This window comes from Erwinia sp. HR93 (genome assembly GCF_034555055.1).
GTDB classification, from domain to species: domain Bacteria; phylum Pseudomonadota; class Gammaproteobacteria; order Enterobacterales; family Enterobacteriaceae; genus Apirhabdus; species Apirhabdus apintestini.
Genome location: NZ_JAXUDP010000001.1, coordinates 731759 through 756201, shown reverse-complemented (window position 1 = coordinate 756201; position 24443 = coordinate 731759). Strand labels below are relative to the sequence as shown.

Annotated in this window: 24 protein-coding genes and 2 pseudogenes; 13 read left to right on the top strand and 13 right to left on the bottom strand. The window is 49.9% G+C overall.

What is annotated here, in order from left to right; all coding sequences use genetic code 11:
• Positions 1-71: 71 nt before the first annotated feature.
• Positions 72-1769: an AsmA family protein gene (locus SFA31_RS03660; RefSeq protein ID WP_322836752.1), complete on the top strand. Its 1698-nt coding sequence runs from the start codon at positions 72-74 to the stop codon at positions 1767-1769.
• Between the two features lie 231 nt (positions 1770-2000).
• On the opposite strand, the gene fabY is transcribed toward SFA31_RS03660, so the two are convergent.
• From fabY to ibpA, 5 genes are all read right to left on the bottom strand, one after another.
• Positions 2001-2942: a fatty acid biosynthesis protein FabY gene (fabY, locus tag SFA31_RS03655; RefSeq protein ID WP_322836751.1), complete on the bottom strand. Its 942-nt coding sequence runs from the start codon at positions 2940-2942 to the stop codon at positions 2001-2003.
• Positions 2943-2974: 32 nt separating this feature from the next.
• Positions 2975-3412 carry a D-aminoacyl-tRNA deacylase gene (gene dtd, locus SFA31_RS03650; RefSeq protein WP_322836750.1) on the bottom strand — a complete coding sequence of 146 codons (438 nt, stop codon included), beginning with the start codon at positions 3410-3412 and terminating at the stop codon, positions 2975-2977.
• Between the two features lie 54 nt (positions 3413-3466).
• Positions 3467-4084 carry a glucose-1-phosphatase gene (gene yihX / locus SFA31_RS03645; RefSeq protein WP_322836749.1) on the bottom strand — a complete coding sequence of 206 codons (618 nt, stop codon included), beginning with the start codon at positions 4082-4084 and terminating at the stop codon, positions 3467-3469.
• 596 nt (positions 4085-4680) lie between these two features.
• Complete coding sequence (ibpB, locus tag SFA31_RS03640; RefSeq protein WP_322836748.1) at positions 4681-5106, bottom strand: small heat shock chaperone IbpB; 426 nt, start codon at positions 5104-5106, stop codon at positions 4681-4683.
• Between the two features lie 145 nt (positions 5107-5251).
• Positions 5252-5662 carry a small heat shock chaperone IbpA gene (gene ibpA / locus SFA31_RS03635; protein WP_322836747.1) on the bottom strand — a complete coding sequence of 137 codons (411 nt, stop codon included), beginning with the start codon at positions 5660-5662 and terminating at the stop codon, positions 5252-5254.
• Positions 5663-6022: 360 nt separating this feature from the next.
• On the opposite strand from ibpA, the gene SFA31_RS03630 reads away from it, so the two are divergent.
• The 4 genes from SFA31_RS03630 to SFA31_RS03615 all read left to right on the top strand — a co-directional run bounded on the left by SFA31_RS03630 (position 6023) and on the right by SFA31_RS03615 (position 8772).
• Entirely contained in the window at positions 6023-6349 is a 327-nt protein-coding gene (locus SFA31_RS03630; RefSeq protein WP_322836746.1) for a YceK/YidQ family lipoprotein, read from the top strand.
• Between the two features lie 329 nt (positions 6350-6678).
• Entirely contained in the window at positions 6679-6924 is a 246-nt protein-coding gene (locus SFA31_RS03625; protein WP_322836745.1) for a YdgH/BhsA/McbA-like domain containing protein, read from the top strand.
• A gap of 150 nt (positions 6925-7074) precedes the next feature.
• On the top strand, positions 7075-7860 hold the full coding sequence (locus tag SFA31_RS03620) for a glucose-1-dehydrogenase (protein WP_322836744.1): 786 nt from the start codon (positions 7075-7077) through the stop codon (positions 7858-7860).
• Between the two features lie 54 nt (positions 7861-7914).
• The gene (locus tag SFA31_RS03615) at positions 7915-8772 is read left to right on the top strand and encodes a GRP family sugar transporter (protein WP_322836743.1); all 858 of its coding nucleotides are present in this window, start codon (positions 7915-7917) and stop codon (positions 8770-8772) included.
• Between the two features lie 8 nt (positions 8773-8780).
• Here the strand turns inward: SFA31_RS03615 and SFA31_RS03610 are convergent, their stop codons facing one another.
• Positions 8781-10046 carry a DUF3748 domain-containing protein gene (locus tag SFA31_RS03610; protein WP_322836742.1) on the bottom strand — a complete coding sequence of 422 codons (1266 nt, stop codon included), beginning with the start codon at positions 10044-10046 and terminating at the stop codon, positions 8781-8783.
• A gap of 296 nt (positions 10047-10342) precedes the next feature.
• Between SFA31_RS03610 and SFA31_RS03605 the strand changes: the two are divergent.
• Positions 10343-11401, top strand: a pseudogene (locus tag SFA31_RS03605) (FAD-binding protein).
• Positions 11402-11420: 19 nt separating this feature from the next.
• Here SFA31_RS03605 and yidA read toward each other — a convergent pair.
• On the bottom strand, positions 11421-12239 hold the full coding sequence (gene yidA / locus SFA31_RS03600) for a sugar-phosphatase (RefSeq protein ID WP_322836741.1): 819 nt from the start codon (positions 12237-12239) through the stop codon (positions 11421-11423).
• A gap of 551 nt (positions 12240-12790) precedes the next feature.
• On the opposite strand from yidA, the gene SFA31_RS03595 reads away from it, so the two are divergent.
• The 3 genes and pseudogenes from SFA31_RS03595 to SFA31_RS03585 all read left to right on the top strand — a co-directional run bounded on the left by SFA31_RS03595 (position 12791) and on the right by SFA31_RS03585 (position 14197).
• The gene (locus SFA31_RS03595; protein ID WP_322836740.1) at positions 12791-13135 is read left to right on the top strand and encodes a hypothetical protein; all 345 of its coding nucleotides are present in this window, start codon (positions 12791-12793) and stop codon (positions 13133-13135) included.
• Between the two features lie 80 nt (positions 13136-13215).
• Positions 13216-13503, top strand: coding sequence for a hypothetical protein (locus tag SFA31_RS03590; protein WP_322836739.1), 288 nt, complete (start codon positions 13216-13218; stop codon positions 13501-13503).
• Between the two features lie 199 nt (positions 13504-13702).
• Positions 13703-14197, top strand: a pseudogene (locus SFA31_RS03585) (Hcp family type VI secretion system effector).
• Positions 14198-14307: 110 nt separating this feature from the next.
• Here SFA31_RS03585 and SFA31_RS03580 read toward each other — a convergent pair.
• From SFA31_RS03580 to dnaA, 6 genes are all read right to left on the bottom strand, one after another.
• On the bottom strand, positions 14308-14712 hold the full coding sequence (locus tag SFA31_RS03580) for a YidB family protein (RefSeq protein ID WP_416208315.1): 405 nt from the start codon (positions 14710-14712) through the stop codon (positions 14308-14310).
• A gap of 54 nt (positions 14713-14766) precedes the next feature.
• Positions 14767-15054 carry a hypothetical protein gene (locus SFA31_RS03575; protein WP_322836738.1) on the bottom strand — a complete coding sequence of 96 codons (288 nt, stop codon included), beginning with the start codon at positions 15052-15054 and terminating at the stop codon, positions 14767-14769.
• Positions 15055-15107: 53 nt separating this feature from the next.
• Entirely contained in the window at positions 15108-17522 is a 2415-nt protein-coding gene (gene gyrB, locus SFA31_RS03570) for a DNA topoisomerase (ATP-hydrolyzing) subunit B (protein ID WP_322836737.1), read from the bottom strand.
• Between the two features lie 27 nt (positions 17523-17549).
• Positions 17550-18623, bottom strand: a complete 1074-nt coding sequence (gene recF, locus SFA31_RS03565; protein ID WP_322836736.1) for a DNA replication/repair protein RecF — start codon at positions 18621-18623, stop codon at positions 17550-17552.
• 189 nt (positions 18624-18812) lie between these two features.
• Positions 18813-19913, bottom strand: a complete 1101-nt coding sequence (dnaN, locus tag SFA31_RS03560; RefSeq protein WP_322836735.1) for a DNA polymerase III subunit beta — start codon at positions 19911-19913, stop codon at positions 18813-18815.
• A gap of 4 nt (positions 19914-19917) precedes the next feature.
• On the bottom strand, positions 19918-21303 hold the full coding sequence (dnaA, locus tag SFA31_RS03555; RefSeq protein WP_322836734.1) for a chromosomal replication initiator protein DnaA: 1386 nt from the start codon (positions 21301-21303) through the stop codon (positions 19918-19920).
• 609 nt (positions 21304-21912) lie between these two features.
• On the opposite strand from dnaA, the gene rpmH reads away from it, so the two are divergent.
• The 4 genes from rpmH to yidC are packed head-to-tail and all read left to right on the top strand — an operon-like array spanning position 21913 to position 24291.
• Positions 21913-22056 carry a 50S ribosomal protein L34 gene (rpmH, locus tag SFA31_RS03550; RefSeq protein WP_004906236.1) on the top strand — a complete coding sequence of 48 codons (144 nt, stop codon included), beginning with the start codon at positions 21913-21915 and terminating at the stop codon, positions 22054-22056.
• Between the two features lie 14 nt (positions 22057-22070).
• On the top strand, positions 22071-22430 hold the full coding sequence (gene rnpA / locus SFA31_RS03545; RefSeq protein WP_322836733.1) for a ribonuclease P protein component: 360 nt from the start codon (positions 22071-22073) through the stop codon (positions 22428-22430).
• Entirely contained in the window at positions 22394-22645 is a 252-nt protein-coding gene (yidD, locus tag SFA31_RS03540; RefSeq protein WP_322836732.1) for a membrane protein insertion efficiency factor YidD, read from the top strand. The genes rnpA and yidD overlap by 37 nt, the downstream gene beginning before the upstream one ends.
• A gap of 2 nt (positions 22646-22647) precedes the next feature.
• A complete protein-coding gene (gene yidC / locus SFA31_RS03535; RefSeq protein WP_322836731.1) occupies positions 22648-24291 on the top strand; it encodes a membrane protein insertase YidC in 1644 nt (547 codons plus the stop codon).
• Positions 24292-24443: the final 152 nt, after the last annotated feature.

Sequence of the window (24443 nt, the reverse complement as noted above, 5' to 3'; positions counted from 1 at the left end):
TTAGAAACGCCGCCTTGAGTTCACACAAATAATTAGGCATAACATCCCCTCAACCAGGATAAGGGATAGCAATGATGAAACGGCTTGCAGCTTGGGGTCTGACGATAATTATTATCGTAATTCTGGCCATCACTATCATCTATACATTGCTGCAAACACGCTGGGGCGCCGTTTCTCTAAGCCGCTGGGTTAATAACACCACGCCTTATCACATTACTATTGATAAAATTGAACATCGCTGGTCTTCCCCCGGTAACCTGACTTTACGTAACGTTAGCCTCGGCGCGAAAGGCAAGCCGACGATACTTACCACTCAACGCGTTGATATTGAATTAGGGTTAAGCCAATTATTCTCGCCCTTCCATACCACTATGTTAACCCTGAGCAATGGCACGCTCACCGTTGCCGCAGCGACACCTTCGTTTCCTGTACGGGCGGATGTGTTAAAACTGAAAAACGTCGATATTCACCGGGCAGACGATTCATGGCCAATCGAAGCTATTCAGATTAGCGGCGATATCCGCCACTGGCACCCAAATGCCAGACAGCTTCCCGGCTCTTCAGCGCAATTTCAATTACGCGCGCAAAGCGTCACGTTGAAAGGGGTTACGAGCAAAGAGGTGCAATTACAGGGCGAAACGCATGATGGAATACTGACTATCTCCAGCCTGCACGCTCAGGTGGCGCGCGGAGCGCTTAACCTTAGCGCACAGCGCTATCAGGATGGTAGCTGGCAAATTCAACAGTTCGCTTTGCAGGGGTTACGCGCACAAAGTAACGCCCCTTTGAACTCTCTATTACAGTCTCTTTCCACCCTCCCCAACCTCACCCTGCAGCGGCTAATCATTGAAGACGCTACGCTTGAGGGCAAAAATTGGGCGACAACCGGGCTTCATATCCGTGCGAATAATCTCATACATGACGAAAAAGGCTGGCATAGCACTAACGGCGCGCTCAATTTACACGCCGGTAATCTGTTATACGGCAGCCTGCAATTAAACGCTCCGCGGCTTTCCGCGCGGTTCTCATCAGATGGTGTGAAAATTCAGGAAAGCGCGGCGCAGTGGGAGCGTGGCGAAGTACGCGTGTCTGGCGAATGGCAGCGTGCGACGCGCGCCCTGGCGCTCGACACGCTGTCTATTAGCGATACAGAATATACGTTGCCATCGGCGTGGCGCGCACAATTAAGCACACCTCTCCCCGCCTGGTTGAATACGTTGAGCATAAAAAACCTCACGCTCAACCGTAATTTACTTATCGATATTACCCCGGATTTTCCTTTTCAGCTCACTGGCCTGAGTGGTGAAGGTCAGGGGATCGAGCTGGTTCGTAATGGGCGCTGGCGCTTCGATGCAGAGCATCTGCGGCTAAACGCGCTTGCCGCCACCTTCAATCGCACTGACTTAAATCATCCGATGCTGGAACTGCAAACCCGTGATGCTCTCATCACGGGCAATGCTCAGGCATCTTTACCCGATGCGGGAACATTAAAAGCAAGCGTGGAAGCCGCATCGATATCACCGCTGGCGTTTACGCTCAGGCTCCACGGCGAGCGCGTTCCGCTTAATATGCTTGATAACTGGGGATGGCGCAGCGCGTTTTCGGGGCAAGGCAACCTTGAGTTGAAGCTTCAGGGCAATCTCGCTCATCCGCCGTTACGTCATACGCTTAACGGTGAGCTGCGGGCGCAGCGGCAGGACGGTCATAGTGAAACACAGCGCCTGGTCAACGGTGAAATGGCTCCAGCCCCGGCGCTACATGCGCAATAGCACCCCGGGAGCGGGCTAAAGGTGAGCATTGCTGGCAGTTAGCGGAAAGCGATGCCTTGCAGGCATGCTTATTAACACCTATAGCTCTGCATCACGGTATTTGATTTTAAAGTGGCGGAAAAAGAAACTTCATGCCCGGCTGTGGCATGATCTTTACCGGGTTTAAGCAAAACAGCCTGCTATGAAAATACCTTTTGCCTAATCGCACATGCACTTATAAAAGACGGCGCTTTACTCTTCTTCGTTACCGCCTTCTTCCAGCGCGCCAAAAGGCTTTGCCGGTAATACCAGAAAAACGCCTTCAAACAGCGCGCCGGGCACCTCATCCCCATACAGGGCGACGTTAAGCTGTACCCGAGCCTTACGCCCGCGCGCCAGCCTATCTAAATCGCCGCTCAAAGAACCAAGGTCAGCAACAGCACCGGGGCGGCCGCTAATCGGTTTACTATAACGAATATGCGCATCGGCCAGGATAATCGTACCGCCCAAGTGGCGCTCTCTTAACATTAGCCAAATCAAGCCCCAACCAGTCAGCGTAGCAATTGAAAACAGGCTACCGGCAAACAGCGTATTATTGGGGTTTTGATTGCCGCTTTCCGGCATCGTGGTAATAAATTTCTGGCCGGTATATTGAAGGATTCGCACACCCATTTTTTCGCTCAGCGGAATGTGCTGGTACCAGGCCTGCTGAAGCTGCCCGCACCAGTCGGCGCGATGCAATATATCATCCAGTGTTTGTATTGGCTTCACCATTAAAAAATGGCGTATTGGCGTGGTTTGCGGCGTGGCAATGGCGCTCTGGCTAACAAAACCGAGCTTGGTAAAAAAGGGAACCGCATCTTCGCGCGCGCTGCAGGTGACGCGCTTTACGCCCTCCTGGCGCGCAACCGATTCAAGCGTCATCGCGACTAACGTTCCCAGCCCCTTTTTCTGCACGGAAGGATGCACCGCAAGGAACCGAATTGAGGCTTCATTCTCAGCGTTAACATACAGGCGTCCAATCGCCACAATATTCCCGTCTTCGTCTTCCACCATCTGATGATGCGCCATGGCATCCCAGGCGTCTCTTTCAGATCCATTAGGCTGACGCAGCGGTTTTCGCAGCATTTCCCAGCGGAACCGATAGTAACGCGCCAGTTCCGCCTCCGTTTGTGGTACGCGAAGGTGATACATTACTCGCCTCCTTCAACTTGCTTTGCGGAGCGTTAGACCTGTAGCCAGAACGTCACCGGACCATCATTGACCAGCGCAACCTGCATATCTGCGGCAAAACGGCCGCTTGCGGTCTCGACATTCTGACTGCGGCAATACGCAGTGAAATAGGTATATAGCGCCTGCGCCTGCTCGGGCGGCGCACCCCGGGAAAACCCCGGGCGCATGCCGCGGGCGGTGTCCGCCGCTAGCGTAAACTGTGAAACCACCAGCACGCTGCCGCCAGCCTGCCGCACGTTGAGGTTCATCTTTCCCTGCTCATCGCTAAAGATTCGATAACCCAGCGCTTTATCGCACAGCCTTCGAGCCAGCGCTTCGTCATCGTTCTTTTCAACGCCGAGGAAAACTAAAAGCCCATGTCCGATTTCCCCGATAATTTCATCACCCACCGTCACGCTGGCATGCGTGACGCGCTGGATTAACGCTATCATTTTAGCTCCCTGTATTATGATGACCGGGCCGCCCCCCGAGTAGATAGCTTACTTTCAGGCTTGCGCTACCGCGCTCAATAAATGAGAGGAAAAATAATCCGGAACGGTTTGGCTGTCCGTAACTAATATGCTGGTAATCCCACACTGTTCGGCGCCGCGAATATTCTCCAGGTTATCATCGAAAAACAGCGCATCAGAGGCGCTATATCCCTCTTCGCTCAGCACTTTTTGATAGATAGCTGGCTCGGGTTTACGCATGCCCATTTCTTGTGAAAGCCAGATTCTATCTGAGGTCTCGCGTATTTCCGGGTATTTTTCCAGCCAGAATGTAGTATGCAGATGATTGGTATTAGATAGAACCACAACGCGGTGCCCCTGTTCACGCAGGCGCTGCATAATCGCAAGCGTTTCCGGGCGCAATGCTACAAATACCGCCTGCCATCCGGCTGAAAACTGTTCAAAACTTAGCGGTATCGCCATCTCTTCACATAACTGTCGCGCAAAATCCTCATCGTTTATTTCACCACGCTCATGCCGCTGGAACGCCTCACCCATTGTAAAATTTTTCTTCAGTCGCGCCAGCGGGATCCGGCTAAAATCGCTCCACACGCCAAGTGTCCGTCCAAAATCGATATCAACAATGACATTCCCCAAATCAAAGATATAAAGCATCCTTTACTCCTTTGCGCCATGGACAATTAACTGTAGCGGGTATGGGCCGCTTTGACTATCTGCGGAGCAGAGCAACGCTGGAAGCTCATCCATTATTCCTTGTTGCACTTCCGTCTGATACCGCCAGACCATCATGCCACAAAGCATATCGGACTAAGTGAGGCAACAGTCTGTATTTATTGCCTTGCTGTAATGAGATAAAGGAAGCGATGAATTACCGGTAGCACCGCCAAACAAAGTATGTGCCGATAAGGATGAGGGCGCAGACGAGAGCGATAAAAGCGTGCGTTGACGGCCCGCTGGATTTAAATAAGGCATAGATAAACCCTGGCTCAGGCTAGCGTTTGCAGCCAATTAATCATTCCCTACAGGCCATGGCCAATGAAAAACCGCCCTTATAGAGAGCAGATTTGATTTCGCCCCACACGGGCGTACCAACCCCTTAAAAAGACGTCTCTGCCCGGCCCTGTAAGTTTTAAATCCCTGGGTAATAATAAGGCACAGCCAAAATCTGTTGATAGCCCCGCCTATAGGGCGCGGTTTTCAGTTAGTAATAAAAAAGGCCCAGCGGGCCTTTTTTATCAATAGGATATAGATTAGCTTTGCGTCGACTGTTGGTTGATAGCGATACGCTGCGGCTGCACGGGCTCAGGCACATTTCGTGTTAAATCAATATGCAGCAACCCATTAGTGAAAGCAGCGCCAGAGACTTCCATATTTTCAGCCAGCGTAAAGCTTAGATTAAACGGCTGGAGCGTTAGCCCTCGATGCAGCCATTTTGCCTCATTCTGCGGTATCACCGGCGATCCTTTGACGCTTAAACGCGTGCCTTCAAGTTCAATATTTAAATCTTCCTGGCGAAACCCCGCCAGCGCCAGCGTAATGCGATAGTGATTATCATCGCTTTTTTCAATGTTATAAGGCGGGAAGTTTTGCGTTTCAGCGGCGCTTTGTAGCGCGTTAGCCAGTTTATCAAAGCCAATCCACTGACGCAGTAAGGGGGATACATCTAAATTACGCATAGTTTTATCTCCTTCAATGAAGCGAGGTCTGCCGTGCGCGCAGCGCATGCAGTGTATTGCCGGTGCATGACCGACGTTATTGCTCCCGATAATCGGCAAGCATTTGGGTATTGCGGACTTCTAAAAGAACGGGCCGCTAATCAAATTAATTAATTTCGATACGGCGCGGTTTCATTGCTTCTGGTATTACGCGCTCAAGATCGATATACAGCAGGCCATTGACCAGGTTAGCGCCGCGAACATGAATATTTTCTGCTAGCTGGAATTTACGCTCAAAATTACGCTCAGCGATCCCCTGATAAAGATAGGTTCGCTCCGTCTGCTCACCTTCGTGCGCCCCCTTTACCAGCAACAAATTATCCTGTGCGGTAATTTCCAGTTCGCTCTCGGCAAAACCGGCGACGGCAATCGCGATTCGATAATGGTTTTCATCTACCAGTTCGACGTTATATGGCGGATAACCACTGCCCTGACTCTGATTGCTTTCCAGTAAATTAAACAAGCGATCAAAACCAATAGCAGAACGATAAAGCGGAGAAAGGTCAAAGTTACGCATAAGTTATAGCTCCTGAAATCAGCGAGAATTTATATCACCCTCCAAAGCAGGACGGGCAAAGCGGACAACGTTTCCAGTCGGCAAACGTTTTACTGACCGCCAAAATAAAATGGCGCCGATCGACTGATTTTCAAGACTTACCGATGGATTTTTTTGTCCCGGGCGTTATCTTTGCTTACACTGAAACCGAAAGTAGCCTCAGGAACCCTGTCGAATAGCTTTATTGGACGAGCGCTACACAAAGCAGAAGAATCTGCGACCGCTGCCACAAAGTAGCCTTCTAAGACTATTCAATACGGAATCGGGTACTTATATACCCTTTATAAAAATGCATTACATGATGCTACCTAATGGAAGAGTATGAAGATGAGACGCTATTTGCTAAAAACTGCATTATGCAGCACGATGCTGACGCTAGGGGGATGCTCCAGCGTCATGAGCCATACGGGTGGCAGCGAGCAAGGCTACTACCCCGGTACACGCTCCAGTTATAATATGCTGACCAGTAATGGGCCGGGTTGGGGAATGAAATCTTTCGTTGCTGTAGATATGCCGTTCACCGCTATTCTGGATACCCTTCTTCTTCCATGGGATGCTTTTCGCAACGATAAGTCGGTTAAATCCCGCGTTGAAGAAAGTGAGCGCAGTAATGACGCTGTAAATAACGCTATCCCACCAGCTTCTTAATCGCCTATCTTATCCCCAGATTCGACAACGGACGGCTGTCTGTCGTCTGTCGTCTGTCGTCTGTCGTCTGTCGTCTGTCGTCTGTCGTCTGTCGTCTGTCGTCTGTCGTCTGTCGTCTGTCGTCTGTCGTCTGTCGTCTGTCGTCTGTCGTCTGTCGTCTGTCGTCTGTCGTCTGTCGTCTGTTAATATTGTCTTCATTTTTGCCAAATAAGCAAAAATATATTCATATTCTGCCTGTTTTTAGAAAAAACTATCCAGCGCATAATGCCTGCCATCCGATAAACGTGTCGATGAAAGCGACATGTAATAGTTAATTCTGAGGACTTAATATGAACAAATTTATCTTAACGGCTCTGGTCTTAAGCACCACGCTGACAGCATTTATTACTCCCGCACAGGCAACCCAAACTCACACTGATGCCGTTATCGGTACCGTTTCCGCCACCGCCAGCACTCTAACCGAGCTGGAAAATCTGCTACAGGATAAAGCGATTCGTCTGGGCGGTAATCATTACACCATTACCTCTGCGCGTATGGGGAATCGCACTACTGGCACGGCGATTGTTTATAAATAAGCGCCTCCCTGACGGGAAACTCGCCTTATCACTCTGGATGCTCCTAAGAATACGCATATCAGCCCGGTGGGCTTTTCATAACGCGTCTATTTTTAGAACAGTGTCTGCATCCTTTCCAGATAACAGCCATACGGCTAAGGTTAAACAAATATGTATAAAGATCTCGCAGGAAAAGCGGCCATTGTTACCGGGGCATCCAAGGGCATTGGCGCGGAGATAGCCCACCGTTTCGGGCGTGAAGGTATCAACGTTATCGTAAACTATCACAGCGATAAATCCGGTGCCCAGCGCGTAGTGGAGGACATTATCGCTTACGGCAGCAAAGCTATTGCCGTGCAGGGAGATATGTCGCAAGAAGCCAGCGCTCAGGCGCTGGTCGATGCAGCCATCCATCACTTTGGCCGACTTGATATCTTCGTTAATAACGCTGGAATGGAAATGCCTGCGCCCTCTCACGAAATGACGCTGGAAAACTGGCAACGGGTAATAGACGTCAACCTCACAGGCTACTTTCTGGGCTCACGCGCAGCGCTAAAATATTTCGTTGATAACGGTATTAAAGGCAATTTGATTAATCTGTCTTCCGTACACGAACAGATACCCTGGCCAACGTTTGCCCATTATGCCGCCAGTAAAGGAGGTATTAAATTACTGAACCAGACGCTAGCACTGGAATATGCTCCCTCAGGCATTCGCGTCAATGCGATTGGGCCTGGCGCTATTAATACGCCAATCAATAAAGAGAAAATGAACGACCCTGAGAAAAAAGCTGCGCTCGAAAAAATCATCCCCATGGGATATGCCGCAGAACCTTGCGTCGTGGCGAACGCGGCCGCCTGGCTTGCCTCAGAGCAATCATCCTACGTCACAGGCATTACGCTATTTGTCGATGGCGGTATGACGCTTTACCCCGCTTTCATGAACGGCAACGGCTAAACAAAATCACTTTAATAGCTGTGCGGAGGCTCTCTCTGCACAGCGGAAATCAATATGAATATATTTATCGCATTACTCCCTGCGTTGTTTTGGGGCGTTCTTCCCGTGGTTGTTACCCGGGCCGGCGGCAAACCCATACAACAAATTATTGGCACTACTGCGGGTACCTTCCTGGTCTCCCTGATTTTTTTAGGTATCTATCATCCGCATATTAGCGCCACGGCTTTTCTATTCAGCTTTATTTCCGGCGCTTTTTGGGCCTTCGGGCAGATAAATCAATATAAGGCGTTCGCTGTCATTGGCGTATCACGCGCCATGCCAATCTCCACTGGGTTACAGCTTGCGTCGACATCCCTGCTGGGTGTGCTGGCATTTGGAGAATGGCCTGCAACAGTCACTCGTTATATCGGGCTACTGGCGGTCACCATCATTATTGTTGGTATTATTCTGACTACCTGGCAGCAGAAAAAAAACCAGACCCCGGTTAATATAAAGAAGGGACTGAGCATACTGCTGATATCTACGATTGGCTATCTTGGGTTTTCTGCATTCCCGCGTATGGCTGGCGTTAGCGGATGGGAGGCGTTCATGCCCCAAGCCGTAGGAATGTTTAGTGCAGCGCTAATTATGGCAAGCCTTTCACGCCAAACGCCGCTCATGCGCCCGGCGACCGCACGTAATCTCCTGTCCGGCGTTATTTTTGCGTTCGCCGCCTTCAGCTATCTTATTTCGGCACAGCGCAACGGCATCGCCACCGGATTTACGCTATCGCAAATGAACGTTGTTATCGCAACGCTCCTGAGCATCTGGCTACTGGGCGAACGTAAAACACCCAAAGAAATGGCATACGTCGTCACTGGGCTGCTCTTTGTCGCTGGCGGCGGCGTTATGATTGGCCTTTTATCAGCATGAGTATTCAGCTACTGGCCGGTTTGCGTAATAAAAAGCTGGCGGAAGCCGTCAACCTCCTGCATCCATGCGATATGTTTACCATCTGGCGAAAACACAACGGCATCCGCAGAAGGCGCATCCGGCAGTATCTCGGTAAGCGCTTTTATGCCACCGCTGGAAGCATCGCACATAACAATTTGCTTTCCCTGAACAAACCCCAGCCAATGGCCGGAGGGATGCCAGTTAAACGCGGATGCAACGCCCGAAATGCTATGCGTTAACTGGTGCGGTTCCCCCCCTGCGGGTGATATCAGCCATATTTGCGCAAGCCCGTTGTCGTCACGCATTAAAAACGCCAGATGTTCGCCCCCGGGATCGCTGCGAATCCAATGACGCGGCATTGTAGCCAGCCCAGGATAGCGGCGCCCATGCGTAAATGTCAGTCGCCGTTGCTTAACCCCCAGCGGCGGCGCAGGCATTTGCGTTGCGGCTCCCTGTAACGGCACTGCCCCAGCGCGCTTCCAGTCAGCCTCATTCTCTGGCAAATCAACGATAAACAGTTCTGGCACTTCAGCACCGCTTTGCGCCAGCGTATTGCCGATAAACGCCAGCGCCCAGCGTTGATGAGCGCCATCAGCTTTCAAATATCCGTTATTTCCGACCCATCCTTCTTCATAGGCGCGATTTATATCGTCACTGCCCGGGCGCGGCACTGGCGTAGTTTGGCTTACTAACGCACACCAGTGGCTACCAGAATATTCCCGAGGATGGTGGCAAGGAGGGTGTACCGGCCCCCACGGGAGTGCTACCCCAACGTTTCGTAAATCAAGCACCGGATTGTACTCATGCAAAACATGGTCGTTGTAAGTAAAGCTCAGGCGGTTGCCATCAGGGCTCCAGACGTGTACGTGACTGCCACCGCGCAATGCCCCCGGCGTACCGGGCGGCGTAATATCCATTGCATCCAGATTTTCGGCCTGTCCCCCACTAACCACAACCCCACGACGATGATGAAAATCATAGTGCCATTGCGCATCGGGGTTTTCTGGGCCATGAATAAACACATAGCGAGCAGGCGGGCACGGATTAACCGTGACAACCCCCACGTGTGCCTCGTGATGCGCCTGATAGATAACCTCCAGCTCCCCACTTTCGATATTCACCCGCTCGATGGTTTTGCCGGTAAAGGAAGCACCTGACGGGCGAACATCAAAGACCAGCCAGCGGCTATCCGGTGTCCAGGTATTAATGTTGGTTAACTGATGGTTGCGCGGCGCAAAAGTAAGTTGTTTCACGTGTTTTATGCCCTATGAAAACCCGGACGCCAGAGTAAAAGATTTACCCATAAAAACCCACTGCTCGTGCATAATTTCACGAGCGATAGCGAAGTTTTCGCCATGATTTACACACTTTTCGCAGCGCTATCTGGATCAGATTCGAAATAAATGTTTTTAGCCACGTAGTTGCATTGGAAAAGACCATTCCCTGATTTACAGTTCGGCTCTCAATGCCGGTGAATTTTCAGATAATGCAAAGCGCTCAACGTGATATTTTCCTGCTGTTAGTAACCACTTTTCAGGGATGTTTAAAAATGGAACGTTACGATCTGGCTACTATTGGATTAGGCCTGGCGGGCACCACTCTGGCACGACTGGCTGCCCCCCATTTACGCGTTATTGCCCTGGATAAAAAAACAGAGTAGCGGTAATCAGGGATTTCAAAAGCCCTGCGGTGGGTTGTTAGCATCTGACGCTCAGCGCGCATTTATTCGGTTCGGCCCAACCTGCCGGTCAGCGTTATCGCAAACCCACAAATATTTAGCGTTAAAACTTACGATCTCGCTGCGAATTATATCCGTAATTACCAGCGCAGCTACGTTAATATCAATCGTCATGCCTTTGACTTATGGCTAAAAAGCCTGATCCCTGCTCATGTCGACGTGCGACACAACGCTCGCTGCCGACAAATTGAGGAGAGTGATAAGGGCTACCAACTGCTTATTGATGGCCCTGCGGGCGAGGAAACCGTAGTTATCCGATATCTCGTAGGAGCAGACGGCGCCAGTTCACTGGTTCGGCGTCATTTATATCCCAGCCATAAAATTTGAACTTACCTGGCAATTCAGCAATGATTTACCGATAAACATCCGGTGCCGTTTTATTCCTGTCTGTTTGATAACACGATTACGGATTGCTACTCGTGGAGCATTAGCAAAGACGGTTATTTTATTTTTGGCGGCGCGTTCCCTATGAAAAGCGCCCGCGAATGCTATCAGAAACTAAAAACGCAAATGACCGATCGCGGATTTGTATTTGGTGACGCCGTTAAAACAGAAAAATGCACTGTGTTATACCCATCCCGATGGCAGGATTTTTTGTGTGGTCGGGATAATGCGTTTCTTATTGGCGAAGCCGCCGGGTTTATCAGCGCCAGTTCGCTGGAAGGCATTAGCTATGCGCTGGACAGCGCGGATATGCTAAGCCGCATCCTGAATGAAAGGCACAACGATCCGATGCAGGCATATCGGAAAGCCACGCGTGGCCTGCGGCTTAAATTAATAGGCAAGATAATAAAAGCACGACTGCTGACCTCGCCCGGAGTGCGTCAGTGCGTTATGAAAAGTAAAATCGCCCACATTCCATCACGATAACATGCCGATATTTCGCATATCACAATACCGTCAAAGCGTACTTTTCTATGGCCCAGGCTACGCCGTCTTCCAGATTGGAGCGTGTAATAACATCAGCTTCTGCTTTCACGGCGTCGGTGGCATTCCCCATAGCAACGCCTACGCCAGCGTAGCGAATCATGGCAATATCATTTTCCTGATCGCCAATAGCCATGACTTCGTCCTGCCGAATACCTAACGCCTCGGCTAAAGAATGTACGCCAGTGCTCTTGTTAACGCGTTTGTCCAGAATTTCAAGATAGTACGGCGCGCTCTTGAGCAGGGTGTAACGCGCTTTCACATCCTCAGGGATGCGCGCTATGGCTTTATCCAGTACGTCTGGTTCATCAATCATCATCACTTTCAGATAGCGCGCATCAGGATCCATATTTTCCGCCTCGCAAAAGACCAGCGGAATAGTCGCAACATAAGATTCATGTACGGTATAGCGGCTTATATCACGATTTGCGGTATATAACGTGTGGCGGTCCAAAGCGTGAAAATGCGATCCGATATCGCGTGATAATTTTTCCAGAAAGCGATAATCATCATAACTGAGGCTGGTTTGAGCCACCGTACTGCCATCTTTTGCTTTTTGTACCAGCGCACCGTTATAGGTGATGCAGAAGTCGCCATCCTGAACCATCCCCAGTTCATGAAGGTAGCGGTGTACACCAGCGTGGGGGCGTCCCGTTGTCAGTACCACATTGATGCCGCGCTGACGCGCTGCCGCGATAGCGGCTTTGACACCCGGAGATATTGTGTGATCCGGCAGCAGTAAAGTGCCATCCATATCAATCGCAATCAGTTTTATCGTCATAATTGTCTGTCTGATGCCATAAGAGTTCCTGCATTGTAACGAGATTATGCTCACATAACAGCCCAGCAGGCTGTACCTGATGGCCGTTACCCTGGCGGGATCGCTTCTATGGGTGCCGCAGCGCGGTATAAAACGTGTGTTTACTTATTGATATTTCAGTTTTTATGGGATTTGCGATACATGTAGGATGCAATCACTGCGTAGTGAAGGGAGTATTACGGCTGATAACCAGTAATGGTCCAGTAAAAATAGCTCCGGTTTTACAGCAAAAGCGGTATCTATGCTCCACCAGGCAGTAACCTCGATTAGAAGTCTGCCATGACTATCAAACCTTCGAAAAATCACGTGCCGGGAGTTTTTTCGTTAACTGAGTCAAAGATGACGTGCGGAGGTAAATTATCTCAGGAAGTTGCTTCAACATCCCTCCCAAAATTATATCAACGCAGGTCTATTCACTGATTAGCCTCAAATAATTTTGAAATTACAATGCCTGGAATTACCAACTCTTTCACTATATATTCCTATAACAACAGTTAACGTAAGGATACGTTATGCAGGCTTCAGACTATTTAAAAATGAAGTTCCAGAGTGACAGGCAGTTAGCTGTTTATAGTCAGCAAGGTGTAACCTCAACGTGGAAAGCCATGCAGGGGATCGGAACAGATATATATTCTGGCGTGGAGTGTGCGAGCTGGTATTCATCATGTCTTATTCCCTTATATCATGACGTATGCAAACAGCTACTATCCGAAGAAAAAAGAACGCTGCTTTTCATTCGTTCTATTTATCGATATAAAGATGTTATCGCCCATATGTTTTACCTGTATTTCCAAACAGTCACAGATGACACAAAAATGGAAACACCCAAAAAAAGGTGCGATCAACTAATTCAATGATAGCCAAAGTCATAACCACCATACCAATAAGCAAAGTCACTCGCCTAGGGCTTGCCACTGCGTTATCGGAATCACTGTCAATGGCAAATCTGGTATCAAAGACGGTTATAGAAAAACTTGCAGCAAGAATTCCTAATGTAATTTGGTTATTTCAGTTATTTGGCACCGATCAGCAATGTGCTCTTGCCGCTCGCAGATTAAAAACATTAGACCCCAAATATTACGCCATCCTTTATAAAAATGAATTAGAAATGGTTTATTATTTCATCGAACCTGTAATGACTAATATAATAAAAAATGTTCAAATGAATCTAGGTCGAGAATTTGATGAAATCTACAACATTATAAAGAGGGAATACTATGTTTAAAAGATTCCTATCTCTTATATTAAACGAAGGGATTATATTTATCTGTCTTATACTATTTTGTTTTTTATCTTGAATTTTTTCCTGAATACTGGTTTCCATTAACAATAATTTCAATTATAGCACTTATTATTATACCCCCTAAATTCACTGCAAGATTTGACAAATACAAAAAATAACCTCAATTAAAAAAGGAAGTTTTATGTCTAACCCCGTTTATTTATGGTTAACCGATGAAAACGGCTCTCCGATGGTTGGGTCATCGCTCATTTTGGGCCGCGAGGGAGCAATTGAGCTGAACTCATTCACTCATAACATTAATGTACCAGTAGATGGTAATACGGGAAGACTAACGGGTACGCGCATACACACGCCTGTCATGTTTCAGAAGGAGTTTGACCGTATCACCCCTCTTTTATTCAGAGCGTTAAGCACGGGTAAAACGCTGCAAACGGCAACGTTTAAAATGTATCAAATTAATGAGGCAGGATAAGAACAGGAATATTTCAATATTATTCTTGAAGGTGTAAAACTAACCTCAATTACGCCCAATATCTATCCGGGATCAAATACTGGCACCTATCTTGAAACCATTCTGCTGCAATACGAGAAAATCACATGGAAACAACACTGTGATGAAAATATCATATTCAACGACTCATGGAATGAACGGGCTACATCCTGGGGTAAAGATTAAAAATAACGTCCGTACATGCTAAGTATGGGATAGCTACTTGATTGCATTTTGTCTATATAAACCCATTCAGAAAACCACCGGCGAAGGCCGGCGGTTTAATGCCTGAACGCTTAGGAGAAAAGTTTTCCCTTGAGCAGGTCCAGCCCTTTTGCCATCAAATCATTGCCGCTATCGGCTTTCACTTCGCCTTCTGGTGAAAGTTTGTCAACGATTTGCGGGAGATATTCAGCCAGTAAAGAAGAGGCTTTACCCGCGTCAATACCGAGTTTACCCGCCAGTTCGCTTATCGCCGGGGAACCCAGCACGGATTCAATTTGCTCACCGCTAATGCTCTGGTTGGTCATTGAGCTACTAATCCATGATTCAACTACGCCGGCCAGCCCGCCCTGACGAAACTTATCAAGAATGGCCTGAACACCGCCCTGCTGATTCACCCACTGTAAAATGGACTGGAATTTACCCAGATCGCCACCCTGACCACCCAGCATGCCGGTTACCTGATCTAAAAGTCCCATTCTATCCTCCGTAAATTTACCGATTGTTCCTTAATTTTATGCCAGACCCGGGGTTTATCCATATTCCCGAGATACAAATCCAAATTCGTCTTTCTCAAGCGAAATGTTGTCTTCTACCAACGGGCACAACATGCCAGGCGATTGCACCCACAGAGCGCGCACCACAGCCGAAAATAAAAACCCGCCTTCATAGAAGGCGGTTTTGATTACGCCCCAGAGGGGCGTACCAAATTCCTTAAAAAAAGCCTCTGCCAGTTTTGTGAGATTTAAATCCCAAAACAACAAGGCAGAGCCAAAACCCGTTGATGACCACGCCCCCAGGACGTGGTTTTCAGTTGGCAATAAAAACGCCGCACGATACACGATAACCGCGCGGCGTAATTACCAGACCAGCCTTAGATATCGATATTTGCAGCCTTGAGGGCATTCTCTTCAATAAAGGCGCGGCGCGGCTCCACCGCATCGCCCATCAGCGTTGTGAATAACTGATCGGCGGCGATAGCGTCTTTTACCGTTACACGCAGCATACGGCGGCTTTCAGGATCCATTGTAGTTTCCCATAGCTGCTCCGGGTTCATTTCACCCAGCCCTTTATAGCGCTGCACTGACAGACCGCGGCGTGACTCTTTTACCAGCCATTCCAGCGCCTGTTCAAAGCTGTCTACCGGCTGACGGCGCTCACCGCGCTCTATATACGCATCCTCTTCAATGAGGCCGCGCAGTTTTTCGCCCAGCGTACAAAGACGGCGGTATTCACCCCCCATCACAAACTCACGGTCCAGCAAATAGTCGGTATCCACACCGTGGGTGCGCACGCGCACTATTGGCTCTTTGATATTCAGCTCGCTGTTGTCGTGGATGGCGAATTTCCACTGGCTGGCGTGCTGCTCTTTTTCATTCAGCGACGTAATTAGCGTTGAAATCCACTGCGTGACTTTTGCCTCGTCGGCCAGATCAGCTTCGCTTAAGGTAGATTGATAAACCAGTTCATTTAGTAATGCGCGCGGATAACGGCGCTCCATGCGAGCGATCATCTTGCGCGTACTATTGTGCTCTGCCACCAGTTTTTCCAGCGACTCACCCGCAAGCGCCGGTGCACTGGAGTTGGTATGGAGTGTGGCTCCATCCAGCGCAATGGCAATCTGATACTGGTCCATAGCATCGTCATCTTTAATGTACTGTTCCTGCTTACCTTTCTTCACCTTGTATAGCGGCGGCTGGGCGATATAAACGTGCCCACGCTCAATGATTTCCGGCATCTGACGATAGAAAAACGTTAATAACAGCGTGCGAATGTGCGAACCATCTACGTCAGCATCGGTCATGATAATAATGCTGTGGTAGCGCAGTTTGTCCGGGTTGTATTCGTCACGCCCGATACCGCAGCCCAGCGCGGTAATGAGTGTCGCAACTTCCTGCGAGGAGAGCATTTTGTCGAAACGCGCTTTTTCGACGTTCAGGATTTTACCTTTCAGCGGCAAAATAGCCTGATTTTTGCGGTTGCGCCCCTGTTTTGCAGAGCCGCCCGCGGAGTCCCCTTCCACCAGGTAAAGTTCAGAAAGCGCAGGATCGCGCTCCTGGCAGTCAGCCAGTTTCCCCGGCAGGCCGGCAAGATCGAGCGCGCCTTTACGCCGCGTCATTTCACGTGCGCGCCGCGCCGCTTCGCGCGCGCGCGCCGCATCGATAATCTTACCAACCACAATCTTCGCATCTGATGGATGTTCCAACAGATATTCACTCAGCAGTTCGTTCATCTGCTGTTCTACCGCTGATTTCACTTCAGAAGAGACCAACTTGTCTTTCGTCTGGGAGGAAAATTTGGGATCCGGCACTTTAACCGACACCACAGCAATCAGGCCTTCGCGCGCATCATCACCGGTAGCGCTAACCTTCGCTTTTTTGCTGTAGCCTTCTTTATCCATATACGCGTTCAGCGTACGCGTCATTGCCGCACGGAAGCCAGCAAGGTGCGTACCACCGTCGCGCTGCGGAATGTTGTTAGTGAAACAGTAGATATTTTCCTGGAAACCATCGTTCCACTGGAGTGCAACTTCAACGCCGATACCGTCTTTTTCGGTAGAGAAGTAGAAGATATTAGGATGGATCGGCGTTTTATTCTTATTCAGATATTCAACAAACGCTTTAATCCCGCCTTCGTAATGAAAATGGTCCTGCTTGCCGTCTCGTTTATCCATCAGGCGGATTGATACGCCGGAATTCAGGAAGGAAAGTTCGCGCAGGCGCTTAGCCAGAATGTCATATTCAAATTCGGTAACATTGGTAAAGGTTTCCAGGCTTGGCCAGAAACGCACCATGGTGCCGGTTTGCTCAGTATCGCCGACAACGTTCAACGGCGCCTGCGGTACACCGTGCTCATAAATTTGCTGATGCACTTTGCTGTCCCGCCGAATCACCAGTTCCAGCTTCTGAGACAGCGCATTCACCACCGACACCCCTACGCCGTGTAAACCGCCGGAAACTTTATAGGAGTTATCGTCAAACTTACCGCCCGCGTGCAGCACGGTCATAATCACTTCTGCCGCAGAAACGCCTTCTTCCGGGTGAATGCCGGTGGGAATGCCGCGCCCGTCATCCTGAACAGAGACGGAATTATCGGCATGAATGGTGACTACGATATCTTTACAGTGACCGGCGAGCGCCTCGTCGATAGCGTTATCCACGACCTCAAATACCATATGGTGCAGACCGGTGCCGTCATCCGTGTCGCCGATATACATACCCGGGCGCTTACGCACCGCATCCAGCCCTTTTAGGACTTTGATACTGGAGGAGTCATAAGAATTCGACATCAACGTTTCTCGCTCATTTAAACTGGGTTAATCGGTTATTTTACCTTGTTCCACGGCGAACATCTTCGAATTTTTATCCGCCATATCCATCACATGTTCTGCGCTAATCGCGCTAACAAAAACCTGCGACTGCGTTGCTTTTAGCCGGCTGGCCAGCAGCCCGCGACGATGGTCGTCAAGTTCAGAGGCAAAATCATCTATCAGGTACATGCAACGCCGCCCGTTGCGGCGTGTAAGAAACTCACCCTGCGCCAGGCGCAGCGCGCACATTAATAATTTTAACTGTCCACGCGACAGCGTATCTTCTACCGGGGCGCCGTCGGCGCGCATGCGCAAATCTGCTTTATGTGGCCCGTGCGCGGTATACGTTAACATGCGGTCACGCTCAAAATTACGCGCCAGCGCTTCGGCATAATCCGTCTCTTTTTCCCAGCCGCGCTGAAATGCAAAGGTCAAATCGAATTCAGGGAGAAACTGTTTACAGGTATCCGCCATATCTTCAGCAATGGCGGCGCTATAGTCAGCGCGCCAGCGGCTAATCTGCTCGGCCAGTGGGATCAGTTCGGTATCCCAGGGGCGTATCTGGCTATAATGATTAACTTGGCGAAGGGCCGCATTACGCTGTTTTAGCAGGCGCTTTAGGTTACTCCATGCGGTGAAAAAACCCGGTTCGTTGTGAAAACATCCCCAGTCTAAAAAGGCCCTTCTGTATTTTGGGCCGCCGCTGAGTAGGGTAAAGCCCTCCGGCGTAATGAGCTGCATCGGCATCATTAAGGCCAGCTCGGCGATTTTATGCCCATCGGTGCCGTCAATACGTACCTTGCTGTCGCCGTGTCGGTCTTTACTTAATCCGAGAGAAATTTCCCGCTCTTCCTCCTGTAATCGGCCGTGAAGTACAAATGTTTCTTGTTCGTGGCGGATTACGCGCCCCACCTGTAAGCTACGAAAGGCACGCCCGTGCCCCAGAGTGTAAATAGCTTCCAGGACGCTGGTTTTTCCGCTGCCATTCGCGCCAACCAGAAAGTTAAAGCCGGATGAAAGAGAAAGATCCGCATTCTCAATATTACGGAAATCTTTAATAAGCAGGCGCGTCAGGGACATAGATAAGAGTTGACTCTTTAGGGACGTGGAGGCAAAAGGGCTAACAGAATCCCACCGACACGCAAAAAAAGGTTTCTGGATAAATAAGACACGTTCTGCAGGCAACCTGCAGAACGTTCAATACGCGCCGCTTTACCTCGCAGCGCCACAAAACACAGTCGCAAATCAGTTAGCTCTGTAATTCGCGGGCTACAGACGCATAGGCATAACAACGTAAGCCGCCGACTGTGATGCAGCATCTTCGATTTGTACGCTCGAAACGGAATCCGTTAAAAGAATACGCACATTCTCGCATTTAAGCGCATTCAATACATCCAGCACGTAGCTAACGTTGAAACCGATTTCCATTTCGGCACCGCCGTAATTAACGTCGAGGATTTCTTCTGCTTCTTCCTGCTCTGGGTTATTCGCCGTAATTTTGAGCTGGCCATCGGCAACATACAGCCGCACGCCGCGAAATTTTTCGTTAGATAAAATCGCTGCCCGGGCGAAGGCCTGTTTAAGCAGGTCACAGCCGGCTTCCAGGGTTTTATCCGGATTCTTGGGTAGCACGCGGCGGTAGTCAGGAAAACGCCCGTCTACCAGCTTGGAAGTAAAGATAAAATCGCCAACGTGGGCGCGAATGTTATTACTGCCAATTTGAACGCGCAGCGGCGTATCGCCGCCGTCCAACATGCGCATCAGCTCAATCACACCTTTTCGCGGAACGATGACGGAATGTTCCGGCAGCGTTTCACCAATCGGCATCGCACAGACAGCCAGACGATGCCCGTCTGTTGCAACGGTACGCAGCTCTTCGCCCGCGGTTTCAAACAGCATACCATTGAGATAATAGCGAACATCCTGATGCGCCATTGAGAACTGGGTGGCTTCAATCAGGCGCTTCATCGTGGCCTGCGGCAGCGTAAATTCCACTTCGCTTTGCCAGTCGTCCAGGTTAGGAAAGTCCGCCGCCGGCAGCGTAGAGAGCGAAAAACGGCTGCGCCCCGAACGCACCAGCATACGATCGCCCTCAAGCTGGACGGAAATTTCGGCGCCTTCGGGAAGCCCGCGACAGATATCAAAAAACTTACGGGCCGGCACCGTGGTCGCGCCAGCTTCATGAGGCTGCGCCAGCGCTAGTCGCGCAATCATTTCCATTTCCAGATCGGTACCGGTCAAAGACAGCGCGCCGTCTGACACCTGTAGCAGCAAATTGCCAAGAATAGGCAGGGTCGGGCGCCCGCCAAGCGGACCACTCACTTGCTGCAGCGGTTTTAATAAATATTCACGTTCTACAGTAAATTTCATAGCGTCACGAAGATAATGTTCTGATTAAATTGGAGAAATCTTCTTTAATGTCGTGGCTTTCTTCACGCAATTGTTCAATTTTACGGCAGGCGTGCAGCACGGTGGTATGGTCCCTGCCGCCAAATGCATCGCCGATTTCAGGCAAACTGTGGTTAGTTAACTCTTTTGCCAGCGCCATCGCCATCTGGCGTGGACGCGCCACTGAGCGAGAACGGCGCTTAGAAAGTAAGTCAGCAACCTTAATTTTATAGTATTCAGCCACCGTTTTTTGGATGTTATCAATAGTGACCAGCTTTTCCTGAAGCGCCAGCAAATCCCTTAGCGCCTCGCGAACAAAATCGATAGTTATCGCGCGCCCGGTAAAGTTCGCATTGGCAATCACGCGATTCAGCGCACCTTCCAGCTCTCGTACATTTGAACGCAGGCGTTTAGCGATAAAAAACGCCACTTCGCCTGGCAGGCGAATATCGTTTTCATCCGCCTTTTTCATCAATATCGCAACGCGAGTTTCCAGCTCAGGCGGCTCAATGGCCACGGTTAATCCCCAGCCAAAGCGTGATTTGAGCCTGTCTTCCACCCCATTAATCTCTTTGGGATAGCGATCTGAGGTAAGGATTATCTGCTGATTGCCTTCGAGTAGGGCATTAAAGGTATGAAAAAACTCTTCCTGGGAGCGCTCTTTATTAGCAAAGAACTGAATATCATCGATAAGCAGTGCGTCAACCGAGCGGTAATAACGCTTAAATTCTTCAATTGCGTTATTTTGTAGCGCTTTTACCATGTCCTGCACAAAGCGCTCTGAATGCATGTAAACCACTTTCGCGTTGGCTTTGCGCGCCATAATACCGTTGCCAACGGCGTGTAATAAGTGGGTTTTACCAAGCCCGGTTCCACCGTAAAGAAACAGCGGGTTATAAGCCCCTCCGGGGTTATCTGCCACCTGCCGCGCCGCCGCGCGAGCCAGTTGGTTCGATTTACCTTCAACAAAATTATCAAAAGTATGTTTTGGATTTACATTCGAGCGGTAAGAAGGCTCTGCCGGTGCTGGAACGTTATCCCAGCTTGGAGGCCTGGGTGCTGCCGGGCGCGCAATTTGTTCAGTAGCAACCGCCACACTCACAGGCGCAGGCCTCACCTGAGCCGCAGGTTTGGCGCCCACTTCAAAACGCAACAGTGGCGCGTCCGTCCCACAGAAATCGTTTAACAGACCATTAATGTTGTTGAGGTATTTATCTCTTACCCAGTCAAGCACAAAACGATTTGGCGCGTACAGGGCCAGCGTGTTATCGCTCAGTTCCGCCTGTAGGGGACGTATCCACATACTGAATTCTGTGGCGGGTAACTCATCCTGCAATCGGGCAAGACACTGCTGCCAAAGCGAAAGTGACACGGCGGACTCCACTCGAACAAAGTCGATCAAAAGACGAAGACTGTTACATTCATGATTGTTGACACACGCCGACAAACCCGGTGCGGGCAGCGTGCGAACCGCTATCTGCAGTTTCCCCAACGTTATTTTCGATCTCAGGATCGCGCCGGGACCGCGGATCATAACGTAAAGCGCGACAGAGATCTTCTGTTTCTCACAGATTCTTCCCGATTTATCCACAGGGAACTTCTGGCGGGATCAAGTGTAATCGATCCTTGAATAGGTGCGGCAGAATTTCTGCCCTGAATCTGCCACTAATCAGAAAATTCGGTCCTTCTTTCCCCGCAGCGCCCGGCGGATCGCCGAAAGATCCGGTGCGATCCTTGCGCTTTATTCGCAACGCCGTATAATCCACCACCCGGTGCGTCTGCCCCCGTTTTTTTCGCTGGCTTCTGAACTGAAAACTTGCGAGAACGCGCCTGAAATACAAGGAAAGTGAATTGACTCTGGAGTGTACAATTATTACAATCCGGCCTCTTTATAAGCTGTGCTGAGGCTCAGGTCATTTCTCCTTAACCGGCCGGGCATACGCAAAGTCAGTGAAAATTAATCGATTAGGTAGAATTCGCCATGAAACGCACTTTTCAACCGTCTGTACTGAAGCGCAACCGTTCTCACGGTTTCCGTGCTCGTATGGCAACTAAAAATGGTCGTCAGGTTCTGGCACGTCGTCGTGCTAAAGGCCGCGCTCGTCTGACCGTTTCTTCTAAGTAATAGCTAACCCCTGAGTGGTTAAGCTCGCTTTTCCCAGGGAGTTACGTTTGCTAACTCCCGGTAATTTCACTTACGTCTTCCAGCAACCCTTTCGCGCAGGCTCGCCGCAAATTACCATTCTCGGCCGCCCGAATTCGCTGGGGCATCCCCGTATCGGTCTTACCGTCGCTAAGAAAAACGTCAAGCGCGCCCATGAACGCAATCGGATTAAACGTCTGACGCGTGAAAGTTTTCGCTTACGTCAGCATACGCTGCCAGCCATGGATTTTGTCGTGGTAGCGAAAAAAGGTATTGCCGACCTCGATAACCGGACGCTTTCAGACGTTCTGGAAAAGTTATGGCGCCGCCATTGTCGCCTGGCTCGCGAATCCTGATTGCCCTGATTAGGGTCTATCAGCGCCTGATTAGTCCGCTTCTCGGGCCGCACTGCCGTTTTACTCCAACCTGCTCTCATTACGGCGTTGAAGCGCTGCGCAGGTTTGGTGTAATAAAAGGCAGTTGGTTGACGATAAAACGCGTATTAAAATGCCACCCTTTGAACCCGGGGGGAGACGATCCCGTCCCACCCCTTGATACCAGAGAACACTAACGATGGATTCGCAACGCAATCTTCTTATCATCGCTTTGTTGTTCGTGTCTTTTATGATCTGGCAGGCCTGGGAACAGGATAACAATCCTCAACCTCAGCAGCAGACTACGCAGACGACGACAACTTCAGCGGGCAATGCCGTAGACCAAAGCGTACCGGCCAGTGGCCAGGGAAAACTGATTACCGTAAAAACGGATGTCCTTTCGCTGACGCTTAACACCCGTGGTGGCGATGTTGAGCAAGCGCTGCTGACTACTTATCCAAAAACGCTGGGTTCCAGTGAACCATTCCAGTTACTGGAAACAACCCCAGAGTTCCTGTATCAAGCGCAAAGTGGACTGACGGGGCGCGATGGCCCGGATAACCCGGCTAACGGCTCGCGTCCGCTCTATAATACCGAAAAAGACAGCTATACGCTGGCAGACGGCCAGGACACGCTGACGATTCCGATGACCTGGACCGACGCGGCGGGTAATACGTTTACCAAAACATTTACGCTTAAACGCGGCGAATACGCGGTTAACGTTGACTATAACGTGAAAAATGCGGGCGCCAAACCGCTGGAACTCACCACGTTTGGCCAGTTAAAGCAAACGTTCGATTTGCCAAAACACCGTGATACCGGTAGCAGTAATTTTGCATTACACACCTTCCGCGGTGCGGCTTACTCGACGTCCGATGAGAAATACACTAAATATAAATTTGATGACATTTCCGATAACGACAACCTGAGTAAAGATTCCAAAGGCGGCTGGGTTGCCATGCTGCAGCAGTATTTCGCCACGGCCTGGGTGCCGCGCAGTGCAGGTGAAAATCACTTTTACACCAACAACCTAGGTAATGGGATTGCGGCCGTCGGCTATCGATCGGCGCCGGTGCTTATTCAGCCAGGGCAAACAGGCACGTTGGGCAGTACGTTATGGGTGGGTCCGGAAATTCAGGACAAAATGGCGGCAGTCGCGCCGCACCTTGATTTAACCGTAGACTACGGCTGGCTGTGGTTCATCTCCCAACCGCTGTTTAAATTGCTGAAATGGATCCACAGTTTCTTGGGCAACTGGGGCTTCTCGATCATCGTTATCACCTTTATTGTGCGCGGTATCATGTACCCGCTAACCAAAGCACAATATACGTCGATGGCGAAGATGCGCATGCTTCAGCCGAAAATTCAGGCTATGCGTGAACGCCTTGGTGAAGACAAGCAGCGCATAAGTCAGGAAATGATGGCGCTGTATAAAACGGAGAAGGTGAATCCACTGGGTGGCTGTTTCCCGCTGCTTATTCAGATGCCAATCTTCCTTGCGCTCTATTACATGCTGATGGGCTCCGTTGAACTACGCCATGCGCCATTCGCACTGTGGATCCACGATCTCTCCGCGCAGGACCCGTACTATATTCTGCCAATCCTGATGGGTCTGACGATGTTCTTCATTCAGAAAATGTCGCCGACGACCGTAACCGACCCGATGCAGCAGAAGATTATGACCTTTATGCCGGTCATTTTTACCGTCTTCTTCCTGTGGTTCCCGTCCGGCCTGGTGCTGTACTACATCGTTAGTAACCTGGTTACCATCATCCAACAGCAGCTTATTTATCGCGGGCTGGAAAAACGCGGCCTGCATAGCCGCGATAAGAAAAAGTCCTGATAGCGTGCTAACGCTGTGATGGAAAGGCGGTCGAAAGACCGCCTTTTTGCTAATTAAAAAACGCGGGCCGATAACACAATTCTTTTGGCTAACGTTATTTTAGCGACGACAGCCGGGCGCTATTATTAACCAGTGTGCGCCAATAGCGCATG